The 20,605-nt window shown below is 66.0% G+C and carries 16 protein-coding genes; 14 read left to right on the top strand and 2 right to left on the bottom strand.

The features are described 5' to 3' along the window. On the top strand, positions 1 to 939 hold the full coding sequence (locus tag ACSUZJ_RS23320) for a PfkB family carbohydrate kinase (protein WP_499412022.1): 939 nt from the start codon (positions 1 to 3) through the stop codon (positions 937 to 939). A 136-nt stretch (positions 940 to 1,075) separates the two neighbouring features. Here the strand turns inward: ACSUZJ_RS23320 and ACSUZJ_RS23315 are convergent, their stop codons facing one another. Continuing rightward, positions 1,076 to 1,651: a TMEM165/GDT1 family protein gene (locus tag ACSUZJ_RS23315; RefSeq protein WP_499412021.1), complete on the bottom strand. Its 576-nt coding sequence runs from the start codon at positions 1,649 to 1,651 to the stop codon at positions 1,076 to 1,078. Between the two features lie 283 nt (positions 1,652 to 1,934). On the opposite strand from ACSUZJ_RS23315, the gene ACSUZJ_RS23310 reads away from it, so the two are divergent. From ACSUZJ_RS23310 to ACSUZJ_RS23300, 3 genes are read left to right on the top strand one after another with little or no spacing between them, the layout of a single operon-like run. Beyond that, on the top strand, positions 1,935 to 3,791 hold the full coding sequence (locus tag ACSUZJ_RS23310; protein ID WP_499412019.1) for a M1 family metallopeptidase: 1,857 nt from the start codon (positions 1,935 to 1,937) through the stop codon (positions 3,789 to 3,791). A 21-nt stretch (positions 3,792 to 3,812) separates the two neighbouring features. Beyond that, positions 3,813 to 5,441 (top strand): serine hydrolase, encoded by a 1,629-nt coding sequence (locus tag ACSUZJ_RS23305; RefSeq protein ID WP_499412018.1) that lies wholly within the window; start codon positions 3,813 to 3,815, stop codon positions 5,439 to 5,441. Between the two features lie 57 nt (positions 5,442 to 5,498). Continuing rightward, positions 5,499 to 5,921: a hypothetical protein gene (locus tag ACSUZJ_RS23300; protein WP_499412017.1), complete on the top strand. Its 423-nt coding sequence runs from the start codon at positions 5,499 to 5,501 to the stop codon at positions 5,919 to 5,921. Between the two features lie 312 nt (positions 5,922 to 6,233). Here ACSUZJ_RS23300 and ACSUZJ_RS23295 read toward each other — a convergent pair whose 3' ends face one another. Beyond that, complete coding sequence (locus ACSUZJ_RS23295; protein WP_499412016.1) at positions 6,234 to 7,025, bottom strand: class I SAM-dependent methyltransferase; 792 nt, start codon at positions 7,023 to 7,025, stop codon at positions 6,234 to 6,236. A 389-nt stretch (positions 7,026 to 7,414) separates the two neighbouring features. Between ACSUZJ_RS23295 and ACSUZJ_RS23290 the strand changes: the two genes are divergently transcribed. The 10 genes from ACSUZJ_RS23290 (at position 7,415) to ACSUZJ_RS23245 (ending at position 20,595) form a co-directional block, all read left to right on the top strand. After that, a complete protein-coding gene (locus ACSUZJ_RS23290) occupies positions 7,415 to 9,052 on the top strand; it encodes a TldD/PmbA family protein (protein WP_499412014.1) in 1,638 nt (545 codons plus the stop codon). A gap of 13 nt (positions 9,053 to 9,065) precedes the next feature. After that, a complete protein-coding gene (locus ACSUZJ_RS23285; RefSeq protein WP_499412013.1) occupies positions 9,066 to 10,400 on the top strand; it encodes a TldD/PmbA family protein in 1,335 nt (444 codons plus the stop codon). Positions 10,401 to 10,619: 219 nt separating this feature from the next. Further along, on the top strand, positions 10,620 to 12,257 hold the full coding sequence (locus ACSUZJ_RS23280) for a TldD/PmbA family protein (RefSeq protein WP_499412012.1): 1,638 nt from the start codon (positions 10,620 to 10,622) through the stop codon (positions 12,255 to 12,257). Positions 12,258 to 12,268: 11 nt separating this feature from the next. Then, positions 12,269 to 13,606, top strand: a complete 1,338-nt coding sequence (locus ACSUZJ_RS23275; protein WP_499412010.1) for a TldD/PmbA family protein — start codon at positions 12,269 to 12,271, stop codon at positions 13,604 to 13,606. After that, entirely contained in the window at positions 13,607 to 14,227 is a 621-nt protein-coding gene (locus tag ACSUZJ_RS23270) for a DUF4159 domain-containing protein (protein ID WP_499412009.1), read from the top strand. 3 nt (positions 14,228 to 14,230) lie between these two features. Further along, entirely contained in the window at positions 14,231 to 15,235 is a 1,005-nt protein-coding gene (locus ACSUZJ_RS23265; RefSeq protein ID WP_499412008.1) for an AAA family ATPase, read from the top strand. An 18-nt stretch (positions 15,236 to 15,253) separates the two neighbouring features. After that, complete coding sequence (locus ACSUZJ_RS23260; protein WP_499412007.1) at positions 15,254 to 16,135, top strand: DUF58 domain-containing protein; 882 nt, start codon at positions 15,254 to 15,256, stop codon at positions 16,133 to 16,135. Beyond that, positions 16,132 to 17,112, top strand: coding sequence for a BatA domain-containing protein (locus ACSUZJ_RS23255; protein ID WP_499412006.1), 981 nt, complete (start codon positions 16,132 to 16,134; stop codon positions 17,110 to 17,112). The genes ACSUZJ_RS23260 and ACSUZJ_RS23255 overlap by 4 nt, the downstream gene beginning before the upstream one ends. Then, entirely contained in the window at positions 17,096 to 19,081 is a 1,986-nt protein-coding gene (locus ACSUZJ_RS23250) for a hypothetical protein (protein ID WP_499412004.1), read from the top strand. Before ACSUZJ_RS23255 ends, ACSUZJ_RS23250 begins: the two co-directional genes overlap by 17 nt. Next, complete coding sequence (locus ACSUZJ_RS23245) at positions 19,078 to 20,595, top strand: hypothetical protein (protein ID WP_499412003.1); 1,518 nt, start codon at positions 19,078 to 19,080, stop codon at positions 20,593 to 20,595. The genes ACSUZJ_RS23250 and ACSUZJ_RS23245 overlap by 4 nt, the downstream gene beginning before the upstream one ends. The last annotated feature ends 10 nt before the right edge of the window (positions 20,596 to 20,605 follow it).

The following is a 20,605-nucleotide window of genomic DNA, read 5'->3' as shown; positions in this document are numbered from 1 at the left end:
TTGGCCTCGCCTGAGACCGCAGTCGTTTTCGGCGAAGCGCTCGTCGACGACTTCGCCACCGAACAGGTCGTGGGCGGCGCGCCCTTCAACGTCGCGCGCCACCTTGCCGCCTTCATGGCGCCGAACCTGATGATCACCCGCGTCGGCGAAGACAGGAACGGCGAGAGCGTGCGCGCCGAGTTCGAGCGCTTCGCCATGTCGCAGGCCGGCCTGCAGCGCGACGCCATCGAAGAGACCGGCCGCGTGCTGGTCGAGCGCACGGCCAAGGGGCACCGCTTCGTGATCGTGCCGAACCAGGCCTACGACTACATCGAGCGCGAGGCGGCGTTGAAGGCGCTGGCCGGCGTCACGCCTTCAGCCATCTACTTCGGCACCCTGGCCCAGCGCGGCGACCGTTCGCGCAGCACGCTGCAGGCACTGCTGTCGGCCAGCCAGGGCACGCCGGCGATCCGCTTCCTCGACCTCAACCTGCGCGACGGCCAGGTCGGCGAGCGCACCGTGTTCCACGCGCTGCACGCGGCCGACATCGCCAAGGTCAACGAGGAAGAACTGCAGGCGCTGTTCGGCTGGTACTTCCAGCTCGGGCCGAACGACCCGCCCATGGCCGCCGACGAAACCCGCTCCGCCTGCGCGGGCCTGGTGCAGATGTTCGGCCTGCAGGCGCTGATCGTCACGCTGGGGCACCGTGGCTCGGTCTACTTCGGCCGCGACGGCAGCACGATCGACACCCGCGACACGCCGGCGCCGCCCTTCGTCATCGACACGGTGGGGGCGGGCGACGCCTTCTCGGCGATCTTCCTGCTGGGCCGCATGCGCGGCTGGCCGCTGGCACTGGCGCTGGCGCGCGCCAACGAATTCGCCGGCGCGATCTGCGCCATTCCCGGCGCCGTGCCGCGCGACCTGGGCTTCTACGACAAGTGGATGGCGCGCTGGCGTTGAGTATCATCGCGTCATAACGTAGGGTGGGCGCCCCTGTGCCCACGCGTGACGCTCACATGGTGTTGGCGCATCAACGTGGACCAACACTGCTCATCGTTCACGCGTGGGCACGGAGCGCCCACCCTACGGGTAATTCTTAGAATCCGAAGCTTTCGCCCGCGCCGAGCAAGGTCGCAATCCCCAACCCCGCAAAGATCAGCGCCGCGATCCCGTGCACCAGCGTCAGCGGAATCTTGTTGGCGATACGCTCGCCAAAGTACACGGCCGGCACGTTGGCCAGCATCATGCCGAAGGTCGTGCCGGCCACGACCGCCACGATGTCCTGGTAGCGCGCGGACAGCGCCACGGTGGCGACTTGCGTCTTGTCGCCCATCTCGGCAATGAAGAAGGACAGCACGGTGGTGGCGAACACGCCGAACTTCGCCAGCGAGGCTTCGGTCTCGTCGACCTCGTCGGGAATCATGGTCCACACCGCCATGCCCAGGAAGGAAAGGCCGAGCACCCAACGCATCACCGATGGTCCGAGCAGCTCGCTCACCAGCGCGCCGACGGCGGCGGCGAAGGCATGGTTCAGCAGTGTCGCGACGAAGATGCCGGCGACGATGGGAAGGGGACGGCGAAAGCGGGCGGCGAGAAGGAAGGCAAGGAGCTGCGTCTTGTCGCCGATTTCAGCGAGGCCGACGATGCCGGTGGCGACCAGGAAGGCATCCATAGGGTGGTGCGGGCAAAAGCGCGGATCATAGCAGAGTCGGCGCCCGCGTAGCGCGTCAATACGGGAGGATGCCGTCACGTAGGGTGGGCGCCCCGTGCCCACCGGTACAGCGCCTGATCATCCCGCTCCCGGTTTCGTAGGATGGGTTCTGGAACCCACAGCACTACAGCAGTTGAACGCCCACCGGCCTTGCCAGCGCTTTCACCCTCAGATCGAAAGTGCTATCCTGCTCAGCTGCTCTCCCCGGCGCCAGACCGGGCCGCTTCACCATCGACGAGACACCATGAAAACCAGTTCCCTGCTGCGCGCCACCGCGTGCGCCATCCTTGGCACGTGGAGCGCGCATGCCTTCGCGCTCGACCCTTTAAGCTACGCCAACTACGACCAGGTCCGCACGCGCGCGCTGCACATGGACCTGAAGGCCGATTTTGCGAAGAAGACCCTGTCCGGCTACGCCGAACTGAGCCTCGACTGGCTCGACCAATCCGCGCGCACGCTCGACCTCGACACGCGCGAACTGACCATTGCGAAGATCGAAGCCCAGGACGCCAAGGGCCGCTGGACCCCGGTGAAGTACACGCTGGATAAATTCGACGAGGAGAAGGGCCAGGCCCTGCACGTGCACCTGGCCAGCCAGGCGCCGAAGGTGCGCATCCACTACCGCACCGCGCCAACCGCCAGCGCCCTGCAGTGGCTCACGCCTGCCCAGACCCTGTCGGGCAAGCGCCCCTTCATGTTCAGCCAGTCGCAATCGATCAACGCGCGCTCCTGGGTGCCGGTGCAGGACACGCCCTCGGTGCGCTTCACCTACAGCGCGCGTATCGAGGCTCCCGAAGGCCTGCGCGTCGTGATGAGCGCCGATAACGATCCGAAGGCCACCGGCAAGGGCGGCTGGAAGTTCAACATGCCGCAGCCGATCCCTTCCTATCTGCTGGCGATCGGCATCGGCGAACTCGAAGCGCGTACCCTGGGCAGCCGCACCGGCGTGTACGCCGAACCGCTGCGCATCAAGGCCGCCGAATATGAACTGGCCGACACCGAGAAGATGGTCGAGGCTGCCGAGTCGCTCTACGGCCCGTATCGCTGGGGACGCTACGACATGCTGGTGCTGCCGCCTTCGTTCCCGATCGGCGGCATGGAAAACCCGCGCCTGACCTTCCTGACCCCGACCATGATCGCGGGCGACCGCAGCCTGGTCGACCTGATCGCCCACGAGCTGGCGCACAGCTGGTCGGGCAACCTGGTGACCAACGCTTCGTGGAAGCACTGGTGGCTCAACGAAGGCTTCACCACCTACGTCACCACCCGCATCCTCGAGGTGCTGTACGGCGAAGAAGTGGCGCTGATGAACCTGCAGCTCGCGCAGGAGGAGGCGATCGAGTCCCTGAAGGACATCCCGAAGGAGAAGCAGGCGCTGGTCACGCGCGACCCGGATACGGGCTCGAGCACCTACACCGACGAAGGCCTGGCCTATCCGAAGGGAGCCTGGTTCCTGCGCACGCTCGAACAGCGCGCCGGCCGCGCCGTGTTCGATCCTTTCCTGCGGGGCTGGTTCGACAGCCACGCCTTCCAGAGCGTGACCACCGATCAGTTCGTGGCCTACCTGCGCAGCAATCTGCTGGCCAAGCATCCGCAGGTGATGAGCGAGGCCGAACTGGCCGAGTGGCTGCATGGCCCTGGCATCCCGGCCAGCGCGAAGTATGCGAAGTCGCAGCGCCTGAGCGCCCTCGATGCCGCCACCAGCGCCTGGCTGAAAGGCGAGCTGCCGACCGCCAGGCTCGACACGAAAGGCTGGACGGCGACCGAGTGGATGAAGTTCCTGAACGATATCGACAACAAGACCGACGCCGCGCGCCTGAAGGAGCTCGACGCCGCCTTCGGTCTCGCAAAAACCGGCAACAAGGAAGTGGCCTTCCGCTTCTACCGCGCTGCTGTGCACGCCGGCTACCGCGACGTCCGCCCGCAGATGCAGGAGTTCCTGATGAGCGTCGGCCGCCAGAAATTCGTGGTGCCGCTGTACGCGGCATTGCGCGCGAACCCCGAGGACCGTGCCTGGGCCGAGAACGTCTACAAGGTCGCCCGCGAGCGCTACCACCCTGAAACGCAGGGCAGCGTCGATAAACAGATGGCCAAACAGTAAAGGAAGCCCAGAGTGCAGAACATGAAACACCTTGCAGCCGCGATCCTGATCGCCTTCTCCGCCGCCGGCGCCTGTGCGTCGGCTAACGCCCAGACCGCGGTCGCGCCGCCGATCGCGCGCCCAGCCGCATCGAGCTATGACCTCGAACAGGACGTCAACCGCACCATGAAGGCCTTCGATGTGCCAGGCATCGCGATCGCCGTCGTCAAGGACGGGCAAGTCGTCGCCGCGCGCGGCTTCGGTGTGCGCAAGCTCGGCGAACCGGCGAAAGTCGACGGCAAGACCCTGTTCGAGATCGCCTCGAACTCGAAGGCCTTCACCGCCGCCGCGCTGGCGATGCTGGTCGACGAAGGCAAGCTGAAATGGGACGACCCGGTCGTCAAGCACCTGCCGGACTTCCAGATGTACGACGCCTACGTCACGCGCGAGATGACCGTGCGCGACCTGCTGACCCACCGCAGCGGCCTGGGCCTGGGCGCGGGAGATTTGCTGTGGTGGCCGACCACGACCTTCAGCACCGACGAGATCATCGAGAAGCTGCGCTACATCCGTCCGGCGACGAGCTTCCGCAACAGCTACGCCTACGACAACCTGCTCTACATCGTCGCGGGCAAGATCATCGCCCAGAAGTCGGGCAAGTCCTGGGGCGACACGGTGCGCGAGCGCATCCTCAAGCCGGTCGGCATGAACAGCACGACCACCAGCCTGGCGGAAAACGAAGGCAATCCGAACGCCTCGAACGCGCACAGCAAGATCAAGGACAAGATCAGCGCCGTGAAGTCGATGCCGGTGGCGAATGCGGTCGGCGCGGTCGGCATCAACACGAATGCCGAGGACATCGCAAAATGGATGCAGGTGCTGCTCGATAACGGCCGCGTGGCCGGCGCCAAGGGGGCGGACGGCAAGGAGCTGCGCCTGTGGAGCGAGGCCCAGGCGCGCGAGATGTGGACCGCGCAGACGCCGATGAAGATCAACACGCCGAAGCCGCCGCTGGCGGCAACGAAACCGAACTTCTACGCTTACGGCCTGGGCTTCCAGCTGCGCGACTACAAGGGCCAGCTGGTCGCCATGCATGGCGGCGCGCTGCAGGGCTTCTATTCGCGCGTGCTGCTGGTGCCGGAATCGAAACTGGGCATCGCGATCCTGACGAACGCTGAGAGCGGCGGCGCGCTGAGCGCGCTGCAATACCGCCTGCTCGACCAGTACATGACCGGCGCAACGCCGACCGACTGGATCAAGCTGGTCGCCGACATCGAGGAAGAAGCGCATGCGAAGGAGCTGGCGCGCCTGAAGTCGGCCTCGACCACGCGCGCCGCCAGCTCGAAGCCTTCGCTGGCGCTGGCCTCCTATGAAGGCCAGTACGAGGACCCGTGGTACGGCATCATGAACATCAAGCGCAACGGCAACAAGCTGCTCATGTCGTTCTCGCGCACGCCGGACCTCACCGGCGAGATGGAGCACTTCCAGCACGACACCTTCATCGTGCGCTGGAAGGAGCGCAACTTCAACGCCGACGCCTACGTCACCTTCTCGCTCGACCACGACGGCAGCATCGACCACGTGAAGATGAAGGCGGTGTCCGAGGAGACCGACTTCAGCTACGACTTCCACGACCTGTTGTTCACGCCGGTGAAGACGAAGACGAAGTAATCATGCACATGAACGCCGGGTCTCTCCCCGGCGTTTTTCATTGGGTGTGGAATGGAAATGACAAGATCGACGCCGCGCCGGACCGCCGCCGTGGCTCTTGCCGTCGTGCTAATTGGCGGCATCGCGTACAGCAAACCATGGGTGCGCGAAGTGTGGATAACAACCACGCCCGACGCGTTCGCGAGCGACGGCCAGCGCGCGCCACCCGGGCAGCTTTTCGTCCATCCCACTCCCGCGCCATGGCCCGAGGAAGTAAAAGACATCTGGCGCGCCGCCAAGTGGGGCCGCACGGTACACGTGTCGATGGTGCTTGATTGCGGCACGGTCAGGTTCGACATCGTCGGCGTGACGCAGGGACAGTACCTGGTCGTCGACGAACGGTCGATGACCCATCCGGCGAGGGTCCGGTCCGCACTGGGCGGCCGCGCCGATGCGCCTTGCAGCAGCAAGCCTGCCGATACGATCGGGATGGAACGATGAGGGCGAAGAATAAAAAATAACGGACCGATGGCCCGTTTTTATTGTTGGCTTGTCCCCGTAGGGTGGGCACCCTGTGCCCACGCGGAACGTGGCGTCATCGGCGGCTTTGCTCCGGACACACCAGCGGCGCAGCGTTGGCGCGTCCACAAGTTCACGCGCTAACGGCTATCTCGGCCGCGGCAAACGCTGTGCCGAGGGCGGGCTGCGAACGAAGCCAACACGGTTCACGCTTTCGCGTGGGCACAGAGTGCCCACCCTACGGATCACGTCACCGCCGTATCCAAAAAAACGGGGCCATCGGCCCCGTTTTCTTTACTGCTTCACGAACTTCAGCGTCATGCGATCGCTCTCGCCGATCGCCAGGTACTTTTCGCGGTCCTTGTCCTTGTTCGCCAGTACCGGCGGCAGGGTCCACACGCCTTTTTCGTGGTTCGCCGTGTCCTTCGGATTGGCGTTCACTTCCGATTTGCCGGCCAGCTTGAAGCCGGCGCTCTCGGCCATCTTGATGACATACGCTTCGTGCACGTAGCCGCTCGAGGCCTTCTCGTCCTGCTTCATCGAAGCCGGCAGACGGTGGTCGACCACGCCCAGCACGCCGCCCGGTTTCAGGACCTTGTGGATTTCCCTGAAGGTGGTCTTCACCGCCTCGTCGCCCGCGCCTACCCAGTTGTGCAGGTTGCGGAAGGTGAGCACCATGTCGACGCTGTTGGCGGGCGCGATCGCATAGCGGGTCGGCGGTTCGAACACGGCCGGCACCACCTTGTCGTACAGCGCCGGGTTCGAGTCGAGCTTCTTGCGGAAGGCCTGGCCATAGCGCTTGCCCGGCTCGATGGCCTCGCCCGCGCCGATCAGCTTGCCCTTCTCGCGCAGGTAGGGCGCGAGGATCTCGGTGTACCAGCCGCCGGACGGCACCAGCTCCACCACCGTCATGTTCGGCTTGATGCCGAAGAAGGTGAGGGTCTCGTAGGGGTGGCGGTAGACGTCGCGCGCCCGGTTGCTTTCGGCACGGTGTTCGCCGGCGATGACGGCCTTCAGTGCATCGTCGGCCTGGGCGGCGCCGGCCATGCCGGTGGCCAGCAAGGCGGCCAGGATCAGTCGTTTCATGGGTCAAGGTCTCCGTGGTGGTATGCGTGTGCTTGCAGGCCCGGTCAACGCCGTTGCCGTCGCGCCCGATGATCAGGCAAGCCATCTTGCCAGTCAAGCAAATCCGCGCGCGCACCCCAAGCCTGTGTCAATACGCGAGATAGAACGTATGTACTGTCCGCACAGTGTCCGCGCGGACACCCGGACACCGTGCGGACATCGGCGTGGGCCAGCCATTTCGCCGTTCACCCCGCTGGTATAAAGATTGCCTATCCAAAATCTTTAGTTGCTGATAATGTTTAGCAGTTTGCCGTCGCGCTCGCTGCGATGACAGCCACGAGTTCTACATATACATACGCGGCTTGCCCGTGTGCGCGCCGCCCCCGAAGCAGGTGAATTCAGGAGACACAATGGAACGTCGTACCTTTCTCAACATCGGCACCATCGCATTTGGCTCGATGCTCATCCCGGTCGCCGGACGCGCGATCGCGGCCGAGGAACTGATCAATCCCATGGCCGCATCGGCCAAGAAGGCGCTGGCCGACATCGCGCTGAACGCCGCCACCAAGGCCGGCGCTTCCTACTGCGACGTGCGCATCGGCCGCTACCTGAACCAGTTCGTCACCACCCGCGATTTGAACGTCGAGAACGTCGTCAATACCGAGTCGGCCGGCGTCGGCGTGCGCGTGATCGCGGGCGGCGCCTACGGTTTTGCCGCGACCTCCGATATGACGCCGGACGGCATCGCCGGCGCCGCGCGCCAGGCCGTCGCGATCGCCAAGGCCAACGCCAAACTGCAGTCCGAACCGGTGCAGCTTGCACCAGTCAAGGGCGTCGGTGAAGTGTCGTGGAGCACGCCGATCAAGAAGGACTGGCGCACCGTGCCGATCAAGGAAAAGGCCGACCTGCTGATCGCCGCCAACAAGGCCGGCATGGACGGCGGCGCGAACTTCATGCAGTCGATGCTGTTCCAGGTGAACCAGCAGAAGTATTTTGCTTCGACCGACGGCTCCTACATCGACCAGGACCTGCACCGCCTGTGGGCGCCGATCAACGCCACCGCGGTCGACAAGGCAACGGGCAAGTTCCGCTCGCGCAGCGGCCTGGGCGCGCCGGTCGGCATGGGCTACGAATACCTGGACGCCCGTCCCGAGCACAAGGTCAAGGCAGCGGGCGGCGTCGCCACCCTGTACACCGATTCCTACGACATCATCGAGGACGCGCGTGCCGCCGGCCGCGACGCCAAGAAGAAGCTGACCGCGAAATCGGTCGCGCCGGGCAAGTACGACCTGATGCTCACCCCCGAGCACCTCTACCTCACCATCCACGAATCGGTCGGCCACCCGACGGAACTGGACCGCGTGCTCGGCTACGAGGCGAACTACGCCGGCACCAGCTTCGCCACGCTCGACAAGTGGCAGTCGAAGAACTTCAAGTACGGCTCGCCGATCGTCAACATCGTCGCGGATAAAACCACCCCGGGTTCGCTGGGTGCTGTCGGCTACGACGACGAAGGCGTCAAGTGCAAGCAGTGGGACATCGTCAAGGACGGCATCCTGGTCAACTACCAGGCCACGCGCGACCAGGCCCACATCATCGGCGAGAAGGAATCGCACGGCTGCTCCTACGCCGATTCCTGGAGCAACGTGCAGTTCCAGCGCATGCCGAACGTCTCGCTCGCGGCCGGCAAGAAGCGCCTGACGCCGGACGAGATGGTCAAGGACATCAAGAAGGGCATCTACATCGTTGGCGAGGGCTCGTTCTCGATCGACCAGCAGCGCTACAACTTCCAGTTCGGCGGCACCCTGTTCTATGAGATCAAGGACGGCAAGATCGGCCAGATGCTCGAAGACGTGGCCTACCAGGCCAACACCCAGGAATTCTGGAATGCCTGCACGGCGATCTGCGACGAGCGCGACTGGCGCATGGGCGGTTCCTTCTTCGACGGCAAGGGCCAACCTCCGCAGATCAGCATTGTTTCGCACGGTTCGTCGACCGCGCGTTTCAACGGCATCAACGTGATCAACACCGCTCGCAAGATCGGCTAAGGCAGGGAACCACATGAGCATCTTGACCCAGGAACAAACCAAACGCATCTGCGACCGCGTGATGTCGATCTCGAAAGCCGACGAGTGTATCGTCAGCATCGGCGGCAAACGCGCCGGCAACATCCGCTTCGCCCGCAACGCCGTTTCCACCGCCGGCCTGACCGACGACACCAGCCTCACCGTACGCGTCGCCTTCGGCAAGCGCCAGGGCACCGCCAGCATCAACGAATTCGACGACAAGTCGCTCGAGCGCGTCGTGCGCCGCGCCGAGGAGCTGGCGCGCCTGGCGCCGGAGAATCCGGAGTTCATGCCGGCCGTCTCGAAAGCGCAGTTCAAGGCCTCGAACACCTTCGTGCAGAAGACCGCCGACATCGATCCCGAGATCCGCGCCCAGGCCGCCGCCTACAGCATCGAGGCCTGCCGCAAGAAGGGCCTGGTCGCCGCCGGCTTCCTGCTCGACACCACCTCCTTCGAGACCATCGCGAATTCGAACGGCGTGTTCGGCCACCAGGCCCTGACCTCGCTCGACTTTACCTGCACCATCCGCACCGAAGACGGCCGCGGTTCCGGCTGGGTCAAGCGCTCGGCGCGCGACCTGGCCCGCTTCGACCCGCGCGAGGCGGCCGACGTCGCCATCGAAAAAGCGCTGCGTTCGGTCGACGCAAAAGCGCTGGAACCGGGCCGCTACACCGTGGTGCTGGAACCGGCCGCGACCAGCGACCTGCTCGCCTTCATGTTCAACGGCTTCGATGCGCGCCGCGCCGACGAGGGCCGCAGCTTCCTGTCCAAGGCCGGCGGCAAGAACCGCCTGGGCGACAAGCTGTTCGACGAGAAGGTGAACATCTGGACCGATCCATGGAACCCGGACGTGCCGGTGCTGCCCTGGGACAACGACATGCGCGCACGCGAACGCGTTTCGCTGATCAAGGACGGCCGCGTGGCCGCGATGGACTATTCGCAGTACTGGGCGAAGCAGAAGGGCGCACGCTCGATCGGCAGCCCGGGCAACTTCATCATGGCCGGCACCGATAAAACCACGGCCGAGCTGGTCGCGAACACCAAGAAGGGCGTGCTCGTCACCCGCACCTGGTACATCCGCATGGTCGACCCGCAATCGGTGGCGCTGACCGGCCTGACCCGCGACGGCACCTTCTACATCGAGAACGGCAAGATCAAGCACCCGATCAAGAACTTCCGCTTCAACGAAAGCCCGGTCACGCTGCTCAACAACATCGAAGAGATCGGCAAGCCGGTGGTGATCGGCGGCGACGAGGGACCGGACCCGATGGTGATCCCGTCGATGAAGGTCAGGGACTTTAACTTCACGTCCTTGTCGGACGCGGTGTAAGAACAGCTGCTGGCGCGGACAGTAGGGTGGGCACTCCGTGCCCACGCGAACGTTCGCGTCACGTTGACGCCGAAACGATATGCCATCGGATGCACCGTGGCGGCATATCGGGAAACGACCACGAACACGGCAACAAACCGCACGCATCCGCGTGGGCAGTGGGGCTGGCTAAATGCCAGCACCACAAAGTGCCCACCCTACGAGCGTAATGGAGAAACAATGGAACGACGTAGCTTCTTAAAAATCGGCGCCGGCACGGCGGGCGCCATGCTGGTCCCGGTCTTCGGCAACGCGATCGCGGCCGAAGACCTGCTGAACCCGATGGCGGTCAGCTTCAAGAAATCCCTGGCCGACGCCGCCCTGAACGCGGCTACCCAGGCAGGCGCCTCCTACTGCGACGTGCGCATCGGCCGCTACCTGAACCAGTTCATCACGACGCGCGACCTGAACGTCGAAGGCATCACGAACACCGAGTCGACCGGCGTCGGCGTGCGCGTGATCGCGAACGGCGCCTACGGTTTCGCCGCCACCAACAGCATGAACCCGGACGCCGTCGCTGGCGCCGCGCGCCAGGCCGTGGCGATTGCGAAAGCGAACGCCAAGCTGCAGACCGAACCGGTGCAACTCGCTCCCGTGAAAGGCGTGGGCGAGGTCAGCTGGGCGACGCCGTTCAAGAAGGACTGGCGCGCGGTTCCGGTCAAGGAAAAGGCCGAGATGCTGATCGCGGCGAACAAGGCCGGCCTGGAGGCGGGCGCAAGCTTCATGACAGCGAACCTCTTCCAGATCAACCAGCAGAAGTATTTCGCGTCCACCGACGGCTCCTACATCGACCAGGACATTCACCGCCTGTGGGCGCCGATCAATGCCACCGCGGTCGACAAGACGACCGGCAAATTCCGCTCGCGCGGCGGCCTTGGCGCGCCGGTCAGCATGGGCTACGAATACTTCGACGTGCGCGCCCAGGACAAGGTGCGTGCCGCCGGCGGTGTGACCACGCTCTACACCAAGTCGTATGACGTGATCGAGGATGCGCGCCTCGCAGGCAAGCAGGCCCGCGAGAAGCTGAGCGCGAAATCGGTCGAACCGGGCAAGTACGACCTGGTGCTGGCGCCGGAACACCTGTTCCTGACCATCCACGAAGCCGTCGGCCACCCGACGGAGCTGGACCGTGTGCTCGGCTACGAAGCCAACTACGCCGGCACCAGCTTCGCCACCCTCGACAAGTGGCAGACGAAGAAATTCAAGTTCGGCTCCGAGCGCGTGAACTTCGTGGCGGACCGCACCACGCCGGGTTCCCTCGGCCTGATCGGCTACGACGACGAAGGCGTGCCGGCCAAGCAGTGGGACATCATCAAGGATGGCGTGCTCGTGAACTACCAGGCGACGCGCGACCAGGCCCACATCATCGGCGAGAAGGAATCGCACGGCTGCTCGTATGCGGACTCGTGGAGCAATGTGCAGTTCCAGCGCATGCCGAACGTGTCGCTGGCCGCCGGCAAGGCCAAGCTCACGCCGGACGAGATGGTGGCCGACGTCAAGAAGGGCATCTACATCATCGGCCGCGGTTCCTACTCGATCGACCAGCAGCGCTACAACTTTCAGTTCGGCGGCACCCTGTTCTACGAGATCAGGAACGGCAAGATCGCAGGTCCCCTGGAAGACGTGGCCTACCAGTCGAATACCCAGGAATTCTGGAATGCCTGCAGCGCGATCTGCGACGAGCGCGACTGGCGCATGGGCGGCTCCTTCTTCGACGGCAAGGGCCAGCCGAGCCAGGTCAGCGCAGTCTCGCATGGGTCGAGCACCACGCGCTTCAACGGCATCAATGTCATCAACACCGCACGCAAGATCGGTTGAGGAGAGAAACGATGAAACAGCTGAACCAGGAAGAAGCAAAACGCATCTGCGACCGTGTCCTCTCGTTCTCGAAGGCCGACGAATGCAGCGTCGACATCAGCGGCAACCGCTCGGGCAACGTGCGCTTCGCGCGCAACAGCATCTCGACCGCCGGCCTGAATGAGGACATGACCCTGACCGTGCAGGTCGCCTTCGGCAAGAAGTCGGGCATCGCCCAACTCAATGAGTTCGACGACAAGTCGCTGGAAAAGGCCGTGCGCCGCGCCGAGGAGCTGGCGCGCCTGGCGCCCGAGAATCCGGAGTTCATGCCGGCGGTCGGCAAGCAGCAGTACAAGGCCACGCCGACCTTCGTGCGCTCGACGGCCGACATCGACCCCGAATTCCGCGCCCAGGTCGCCGCCTACAGCATCGAGGAAGCGAAGAAGAACAAGCTGGTCTGCGCCGGCTTCTTCAACGATAACACCCGCTTCAACGCGATCGCCAACTCGAACGGCGTGTTCGGCTTCCAGGAAATGACCGATCTTACCTACACCTGCACCGCGCGCACCGAAGACGGCCGCGGTTCGGGCTGGGTCAGCCGCGCGGCGGTCGACGCGCGCCGCTTCGACGCGCGCGAAGCCGCCGGGGTGGCCATCGAGAAGGCGCTGCGTTCGGTCGATGCGAAAGCGCTGGAGCCGGGCCGCTACACCGTGATCCTGGAGCCGGCAGCGACCTCCGAAGTGCTGGGCAATATGTTCGCGTCCTTCGACGCGCGCGACGCCGACGAGGGCCGCAGCTTCCTCACCAAGGCCGGCGGCAAGAACCGCCTGGGCGACAAGCTGTTCGACGAGCGCATCAACGTCTGGACCGACCCCTGGAATCCGGACGTGCCGGTGCTGCCCTGGGACGGCGGCTCGAGCCTGGCGCGCCAGCGCACCGACATCATCAAGAACGGCCGCATCGCCTCGCTCGAGTACTCGCGCTACTGGGCGCAGAAGAAGGGCGTGAAGCCGACCGCGGGCCACGGCAACATGATCATGGCAGGCGGCACCAAGTCGCTCGACGAGCTGATCGCCTCGACCAAGAAGGGCGTGGTCGTGACCCGCACCTGGTACATCCGCATGGTCGATCCGCAGTCGCTCCTGATCACGGGCCTGACCCGCGACGGCACCTTCTACGTCGAGAACGGCAAGATCAAGTACCCGATCAAGAACTTCCGCTTCAACGAGAGCCCGGTCACCCTGCTCAACAACGTCGAGGAACTGGGCAAGGCCGAAGTGATCGCACCGGACGAGGTGCCTTACCAGATGATCCTGCCGCCGATGAAGGTACGCGACTTCAACTTCACCTCGCTGTCCGACGCGGTGTAAATGGCACGGTTTGACTTCTACTTCACGCGCCTGATGTATGAATCGGGCGACTGGGATGTGGACATCCGCATGCCCAGCAACGTGCTCAATTCGCTCGTCGAGTACACCACCCTGAAGGTGGACCCGACGGAGCGGATGGTGGCACTCAGCGACCCCAAGATGCTCGAAGCGCCGTTCTGCTACCTGGCAGGGCACAAGCTGGTGCAGTTCACGCCAGCCGAGCGCAGCAACTTCGAGCGCTACGTGAAGGGCGGGGGCTTCGTGTTCGTGGACGACTGCAACCACGACATCGACGGCCTGTTCGCCAAGTCGTTCGAGGCCGAGATGGCGAAGATCTTCGGCGCCACGGCCTTGAAGAAGATTCCGAACAATCACCCGATCTATTCGAGCTTCTTCAAGTTCGACGGTCCACCGAATACCTCGGTGGAGCTGAACGGCTGGGGCGACGACCTGGTGCACGAATACCTGAAGGCGATCGAGATTGGCGGGCGCGTGCGCGTGCTGTACTCGAACAAGGACTATGGCTGCGAGTGGGACTACGACTTCCGTAATAAACGTTTTCTCGCGGTCGACAACACCCGCTTTGCGGTGAACATCATTCAATATGCGTTGGGAGCTTGAGCGGTGGCTGAACAGGATGTAGTAGCGTGGAATGAAGCGGAAGTGGCCGAGCTGGTCGCGAAGACGGCGGCCCTGAAGGCCAGCATGGGCCGGGTAATCATCGGCCAGGAAGAGGTGGTCGAGCTGTTGATCACCTGCCTGCTGGCCGGCGGCCATGCCCTGGTCGAGGGCGTGCCGGGGCTGGGTAAAACCCTGCTGGTGAAGTCCCTGGCCCAGGCTACCGACATGCAGTTCCGCCGGGTGCAATTCACGCCCGACCTGATGCCTTCGGATATCGTGGGCACCGAGATCCTGGAAGAAGACCAGGCCACGCGCCAGCGTTCCTTCCGCTTCCAGCCTGGCCCCGTGTTCACCCAGGTGCTGCTGGCCGACGAGATCAACCGCGCGCCGCCGAAGACCCAATCGGCCCTGCTCGAAGCGATGCAGGAACGCTCGGTCACCTTCGCCGGCCAGACCCACAGGTTGCCGCGCCCCTTCTTCGTGCTGGCGACCCAGAATCCGATCGAACAAAGCGGCACCTATCCGCTGCCGGAAGCCCAGCTCGACCGCTTCCTGCTGCGCATCGACGTTGGCTATCCGACCGAGGACGAGGAAGTCATGATGGTGGCAAAGACCACCAACGCCGGGCTTCAGGACGCCGAACCGGCAATGGACTTGAACAGCCTGCTGCGCCTGCAGCAGCTGGTGCGCGACATCGGGATTGGCGACCACCTGGTGCGCTACGCGACGCGCCTGGTGCGGGCGACCCGGCCGCAGGAGACCACGGTCTCCGCGGTGAAAAAACACGTCGGCTGGGGCGCCGGTCCGCGCGCCGGCCAGGCGCTGGTGCTGGCCTCCAAGGCGCGCGCGCTGATGCAGGGTCGCCTGGCAGTGACGCGCGACGATATCCAGGCCATGCTGCTGCCGGTGCTGGCGCACCGCGTGTTGCGCAATTTCGAGGCCGAGGCCGACGGCGTGGCGATGGCCGACATCCTGCAGGCCCTGCGCAACGAGATCAAGGTCGATTAATTGGCATTGGCTAAGGGTTTGACAAGTGCAGCGCTGATCGCGCACACGACCGACCTCGACCTCGTGATCCGCCACGTGCTGGCGGGACTGGGGCAGGGCATCCATGCCGGCCGCGAGCGCGGCGCCGGCGTCGAGTTCTCCGAGTACCGCGCCTACGCGCCGGGCGACGAGTGGCGCCGCGTCGACTGGAAGCTGCTGGCGCGCGCCGACCGCTACTACGTGCGCGAGGCCGAGCGCGACAGCCATGTCGCGGTCTGGCTGGTGCTGGACGCCAGCGCCTCGATGATGGAACCCAGCCGCAGCATCGCCGGTCTCGATAAACTGGCCTATGCCCGCACGCTGCTCGGCTGCGTGGCGGCGATCGCCCAGCGCCAGGGCGACGCCTTTGGTCTCGTCGTGCTGTCCGGCGGACGTGCGCACTTCGTGCCGGCCGCGCGCGGGCCGCGCCAGTTGCAGCGCGTGCTGGCCCGGCTGAACGCGGCGAAGGCCGAGGGCGAGTTGCCCGAGGCGGCTGTGCTGAAATCCAGCCTGCGCTTTGCACAGTCGCCGGTGCTGGTGTTCGCCGCCAGCGATTTCCTCGATTTTCCCTCTCCCTTGTCGGAAGCATTGCTGAGGCTGCGCCACATGCGCCACGACGTGCGCCTGGCCTGCCTGCAGACCGAGGCCGAGTGCACGGGCAGCTTCGATGCCGACCCGGCTTATCGCGACCCCGAGGAGGATGGCGGCGTGTTCCGCTTCGGCGCCGACCTGCGCGAGGGATATCTACGCAACCGCGAACAGCACTTCGCGGCCGTGACGGAGGCCTGCCGCGCCAGTGATGTGCCGGTGGTCGAGGCGCGCATTGAACAGGCGCCAGGCGAGGTCTTGCGCCAGCTGCTGCGCCAGGCGGTGCGTCGATGAACAGCCTGTGGTGGTTTGCATTGCCGACCCTGCTGCTCCCGATCTGGTGGCACAGGAAGAAGCGCGTCCAGGTCAAGGCCGAGCCGCTGGCCAGCGCGCGCTTCCTGCCGCGTACCGAGCCGCGCCAGATGCGCGTCTGGCGCTGGGCCGACGTGGTCCTGCTCATTGTGCGCTGCCTGTTGCTGGCCTGCCTGATCGCCTGGCTGGCCGATCCGGTATTCCCGTGGCGCGGCAATACGGTCGTCGTGGCGGAAGGAAGTGACGCGCAGTGGGTCGAGCGTCAGATCAAGGAAGCCGGCTTTGGCGAGGCGACGCGCCTGCCGCTGCCGGCAAGCGGGGCGCTGGCCTGGATCCGCGCGCACGAGCGCGAATGGAAGCCGGATGCGCGCCTGCTGGTGCTGGGCGATATCCCGATGCCGGCTGCGCCGCCCCAGTTCATCCATCCGGTCGAACTGCGTACGCAGGCCAGGCCGGCCGTCCCGAGCGAGGTGCGCGTCGCCATCGTCGGGGAGGCGGGGCCGTGGCGCCGCACGTTCGCCGCGTTGAACGGTCCGGTGCGCGTGGTGGTCGAGGACGCGCCAAGTGCAAAAACCGAACTGATTGTCTGGAACAAGCCCGAGGCGCCGCCTTCGTCGCTGCGCGCGCCGCTGTGGTGGGTGGCCGATGCGGCAGCCTTCCCTGAACTGGCAAAGGCGAAGTCGGTCGACGGCATCCGCTACGCCGACAGTACGCGCGGCCGCCTGTGGAGCGCCAGCGCATGGCCGCCGGCCGATCCGGCTGCGGCACGCAGCCTGCTGGAAACCTGGCGCCGCCTGCACTACGCGCCCGTGGCCTACACCATGCCGTCCACCAGCTTCGCGCCTTCAAAAGTGCCTGCTGCCGAACATGCCGGCGGCGCGGTGCGCGACTTCCTCATGATGGCGCTGATTGCCCTGTTTGCACTCGAAAGGATCCTCACCCATGCACGCCGACGCTGACATCGCGCAGCGCCTGTGGCGCGCCGCCATGCTGCGGCGTCTGCCGCTTTGGGTGCTGGGGGCCTTGCCCTGGCTCTCGCTGCGGCTGCTGCCCGGCCTGCTGGCCTGGGTTGCCTGGTGCATGTGGGATGGCGCGCGCCTGCGCCAACGCGTCAATCGCGGCTGGACCGGCTGGCTGGACGCCGCCGTGCCCGAACTGGAAGACAGCTCGGCCCTGCTGGTCGAGGCAGAAACCCCGATCGCCCGCTTGCAGCGCAGCCGCCTGCTGGCGCGCATCGACGCCAGCCTGGACAAGCGCACCGTACGCGCCATCGTGCGCGAACGCGTGGATATGGGCCTGAGCTGGCTCGCGCCCTGGCTGGCCTTTGCCGCCGTGGTCTGGTTCCTGGGCCAGCAGTCAGGCGCGTCGCAAGCAGCGGCGCCGCATGCGTCGGCGAGGGCTGCACAAGCCGCCGTGGTGCCGGAACTGACGATGACCGCCACGCCGCCCGCCTACACGGGCGTAGCACGCTCGACCGGGTCGCCGCGCAATCTCGAGCTGCCAGAAGGGAGCACGGTCGCGTGGTGCCTGAAGAATCCGGAAGCGGGCGAGACCATCCTCGAGCTGAGCGATGGCCGCACACTGAACGTGGGCGCCAGGTGCGCGAGCTTGAGCGTTACGGAATCGCTGTTCTGGCGCTGGCGCGGCGCGCGCTACACCGTGAAGGTGACGCCGGACGCCGCGCCGCAGATCACGGTCACCCAGCCGACCCAGATGATCCAGGAACTCAAGCCCGGGGCGCAGTCCGCCGCCATGGCGCTCTCCGTGCGCGACGACTACGCGGTGCGCCGCGCCACCCTGCACCTGACGCTGGCGCGCGGCAGCGGCGAGAACATCAAGTTCACCGACCGCGAGATGCCGTTACCAAGCTCCTCCGACCCGCGCGTGCGCAACTGGGCCAAGCAGTGGACGCTGGCCGAGCTGGGCATGGAGCCGGGCGACGAGCTCTACTTCTTTGTGCGCGCCGTCGACAACGCCGCCAGGCCGCACACGGTGCAGTCACCGACCTACACGCTGCGCCTGCCCGCGCCCGAGCAGGAAGAAGAGGAAGTCACTTCGGCCATGCCGGTGCTGGTGAAACCCCAGAGCCTGCGCAGCCAGCGCCAGATCATCATCGACACCGAGCAGCTCATCGCCGACACGCGGTCGACCCGGATGAGCGCCGCCGAAGTGCGCGAGCGCAGCGAGGCGATCGCCGCCGACCAGGGCCAGCTGCGCCGCCGCTACGGCCAGTTCCTGGGCGAGGAATCGACCTTGTTCAGCGGCGAAGAAGAGCACGACGACCATGACGACCATGCAGCCCCCGGCAAGCCGATCGACGTGCTGCACGAATTCGGCCACGCCCACGACGAGGCGGAAAACGCCACGCTCTACGACGAGGGCACGAAGAAAATCCTGCGCCGCGCCCTGGTGGCGATGTGGGATGCGGAGAAGGCCCTGCGCGCCATCAATCCGAAGAGCGCGCTCGCGCCCGAGCACAAGGCGCTGGAGGCGATCAAGGAATTGCAGCAGGCCGACCGCATCTACCTGCACAAGACCGCTTTCGTGTCGCCGCCGATCAAGGAAGAGATCCGCATGACGGGCGACGTGGTGGGCGCGGCCAGCTACCGGCGCGAGCAGGGCGAAACGCAGGATGCGATCCCGGCGCCATTGCGCGAGCTGGTGGCGGCGCTGTCGCAGGAGGGACCATTGCCCGCCCTGTGGACCCGCACCGCCCACGACTGGGTGCACGAGCGCCTGCAGGACGATGAGCAGCGCCTGGCCGCCCAGCGCGCGATCCAGGACGTGCTTGATGGCTGCCTGCGCTGCCGTCCGGCCCTGCGCGCCTGGCTGCGCGCCGGCGTCGCCCAGGCGCCCGTCATCCTGCAGGCCAAACCCGTGGCGCAGACGCCGTTTACCCGCGCCTGGGCAGAAGGAGACAAACGATGAGCATCGCCATCGTCATCATCGGCGCGGCCAGCCTGCTTTTGTACCTGTGGCGCCGGCGCTGGTTTGATGCGCTGCTGGTCCTTGTCGCCACCGCCGCGCTGTTCCTGCTGGCCACCGGCTGGAAGCTGCCGGGCGAGCTTGGAACCACGCTGGCAATCGACCCGAATAAACCGCCGGCGACGCTGGACGGCGTGCGCGCGCTTACCCTCAGCGGCGACGGCCTGCGCGCCGCCCAGTGGCAGGACCTGCCGGCGCGTCCGCTGGCCTGGACGATGCCGGCGTCAGACACGCTGCGCCTGGACTTCCCGCGCCGCCTGGCGCTGGGCCGCATGTTCACGCTCACGGTCCAGCGGGGTGACAAGACGCCGGCGCGCCTGCAACTGCTGGCCGAGAACGGCCAGCAACTGGCCGAGGTGCGCGGCAGCGGCGACTTGACGGTGCAGTGGCTGCCGCCGCTGGCCGAAACGCTGGAACTGAAGGCGCGCCTGTTCGACGACAGGAGCAAGCTGCTGGCCGAGGGGCCGGTGCCTGTCGTGGTCGAGGAAACCCCGCCGCTGCAGGTGCGCGGCCGCTTCAGCGCGCCGTCCTTCGACCTGCGCGTGCTGAACGAACTGCTGGCCGGCAGCCGCGCCGTCATCGACTGGCAGGTCACGCTCGGTAAAACCGTCACCCGCAGCGAGACGGCGCGCGAAAAAATGGACAAGCCCGACCTGCTGGTGATCGATGCGGCCTGGTTCGAGCGCGCATCCGGCGCCACCCGCAGTGCCCTGCTGGAACAGGTAAAAGAGGGCGCCGCGCTGCTGGTGCTGGGCGGGAGCGCCAACGACAGTGCCGTCTGGTCGCGCAGCGTGCAGCTGGCGCTGCGGCCCCAGGCTGCCGACGCCACGATCGGTTCGCTGGCGCTGACAGCAGCGCCCTTGAACCCGGCCGCGGCGCAGGCCGGCGCCTGGGCTGGCCGCGACGCCGTGTGGTCGCGCCAGTGGGGCCAGGGCCGCATCGGCTGGCTCGGCGCCGCCGACTGGCACCGCCAGGCGATCAAGGAACCGCGCGCGCTGGCGCTGTGGTGGCAGGGCGTGCTGGATACGCTTGGCGTGCAGCGCATCGAGGAGGTCGAGTGGCTCGCGCCCGAAGAGATGCCGATGCCGAATCAGCGCCTGGAAGTCTGCGCCCAGGGCGTGCAGGGAAAGGTGCATTTCCAGGATCTCGGTCAAACGCTGGCGTGGCAGCGCCGCAGCGACCGTATCGATGCGTCCTGCGTGGCCGTGTGGCCGCGCCAGGCTGGCTGGCTGCGCATGGAAACGCAAGGGGCCAAGCCGGCGGTCGGCCAGGTTTATGTCTACGCACCAGGCGATTGGCCGCTGTGGCAGGCGGCTGAGCGGCGTGACGCCACCGCACGTTATGCGGCGCGCACCTTGACGCCGGCCGCGCAAAACCAGCGCATGCTGCCGGGCTGGCCGTTTGCGCTCGTGTTCGCATTGGTCATGCTGTGTTTGTGGTGGCGTGAGCGGCGTTGAAATATCAACA

This window comes from Telluria sp. B2 (assembly GCF_051789535.1).
GTDB lineage: Bacteria > Pseudomonadota > Gammaproteobacteria > Burkholderiales > Burkholderiaceae_D > Telluria.
This window is presented reverse-complemented; position numbering and strand designations above follow the sequence as displayed.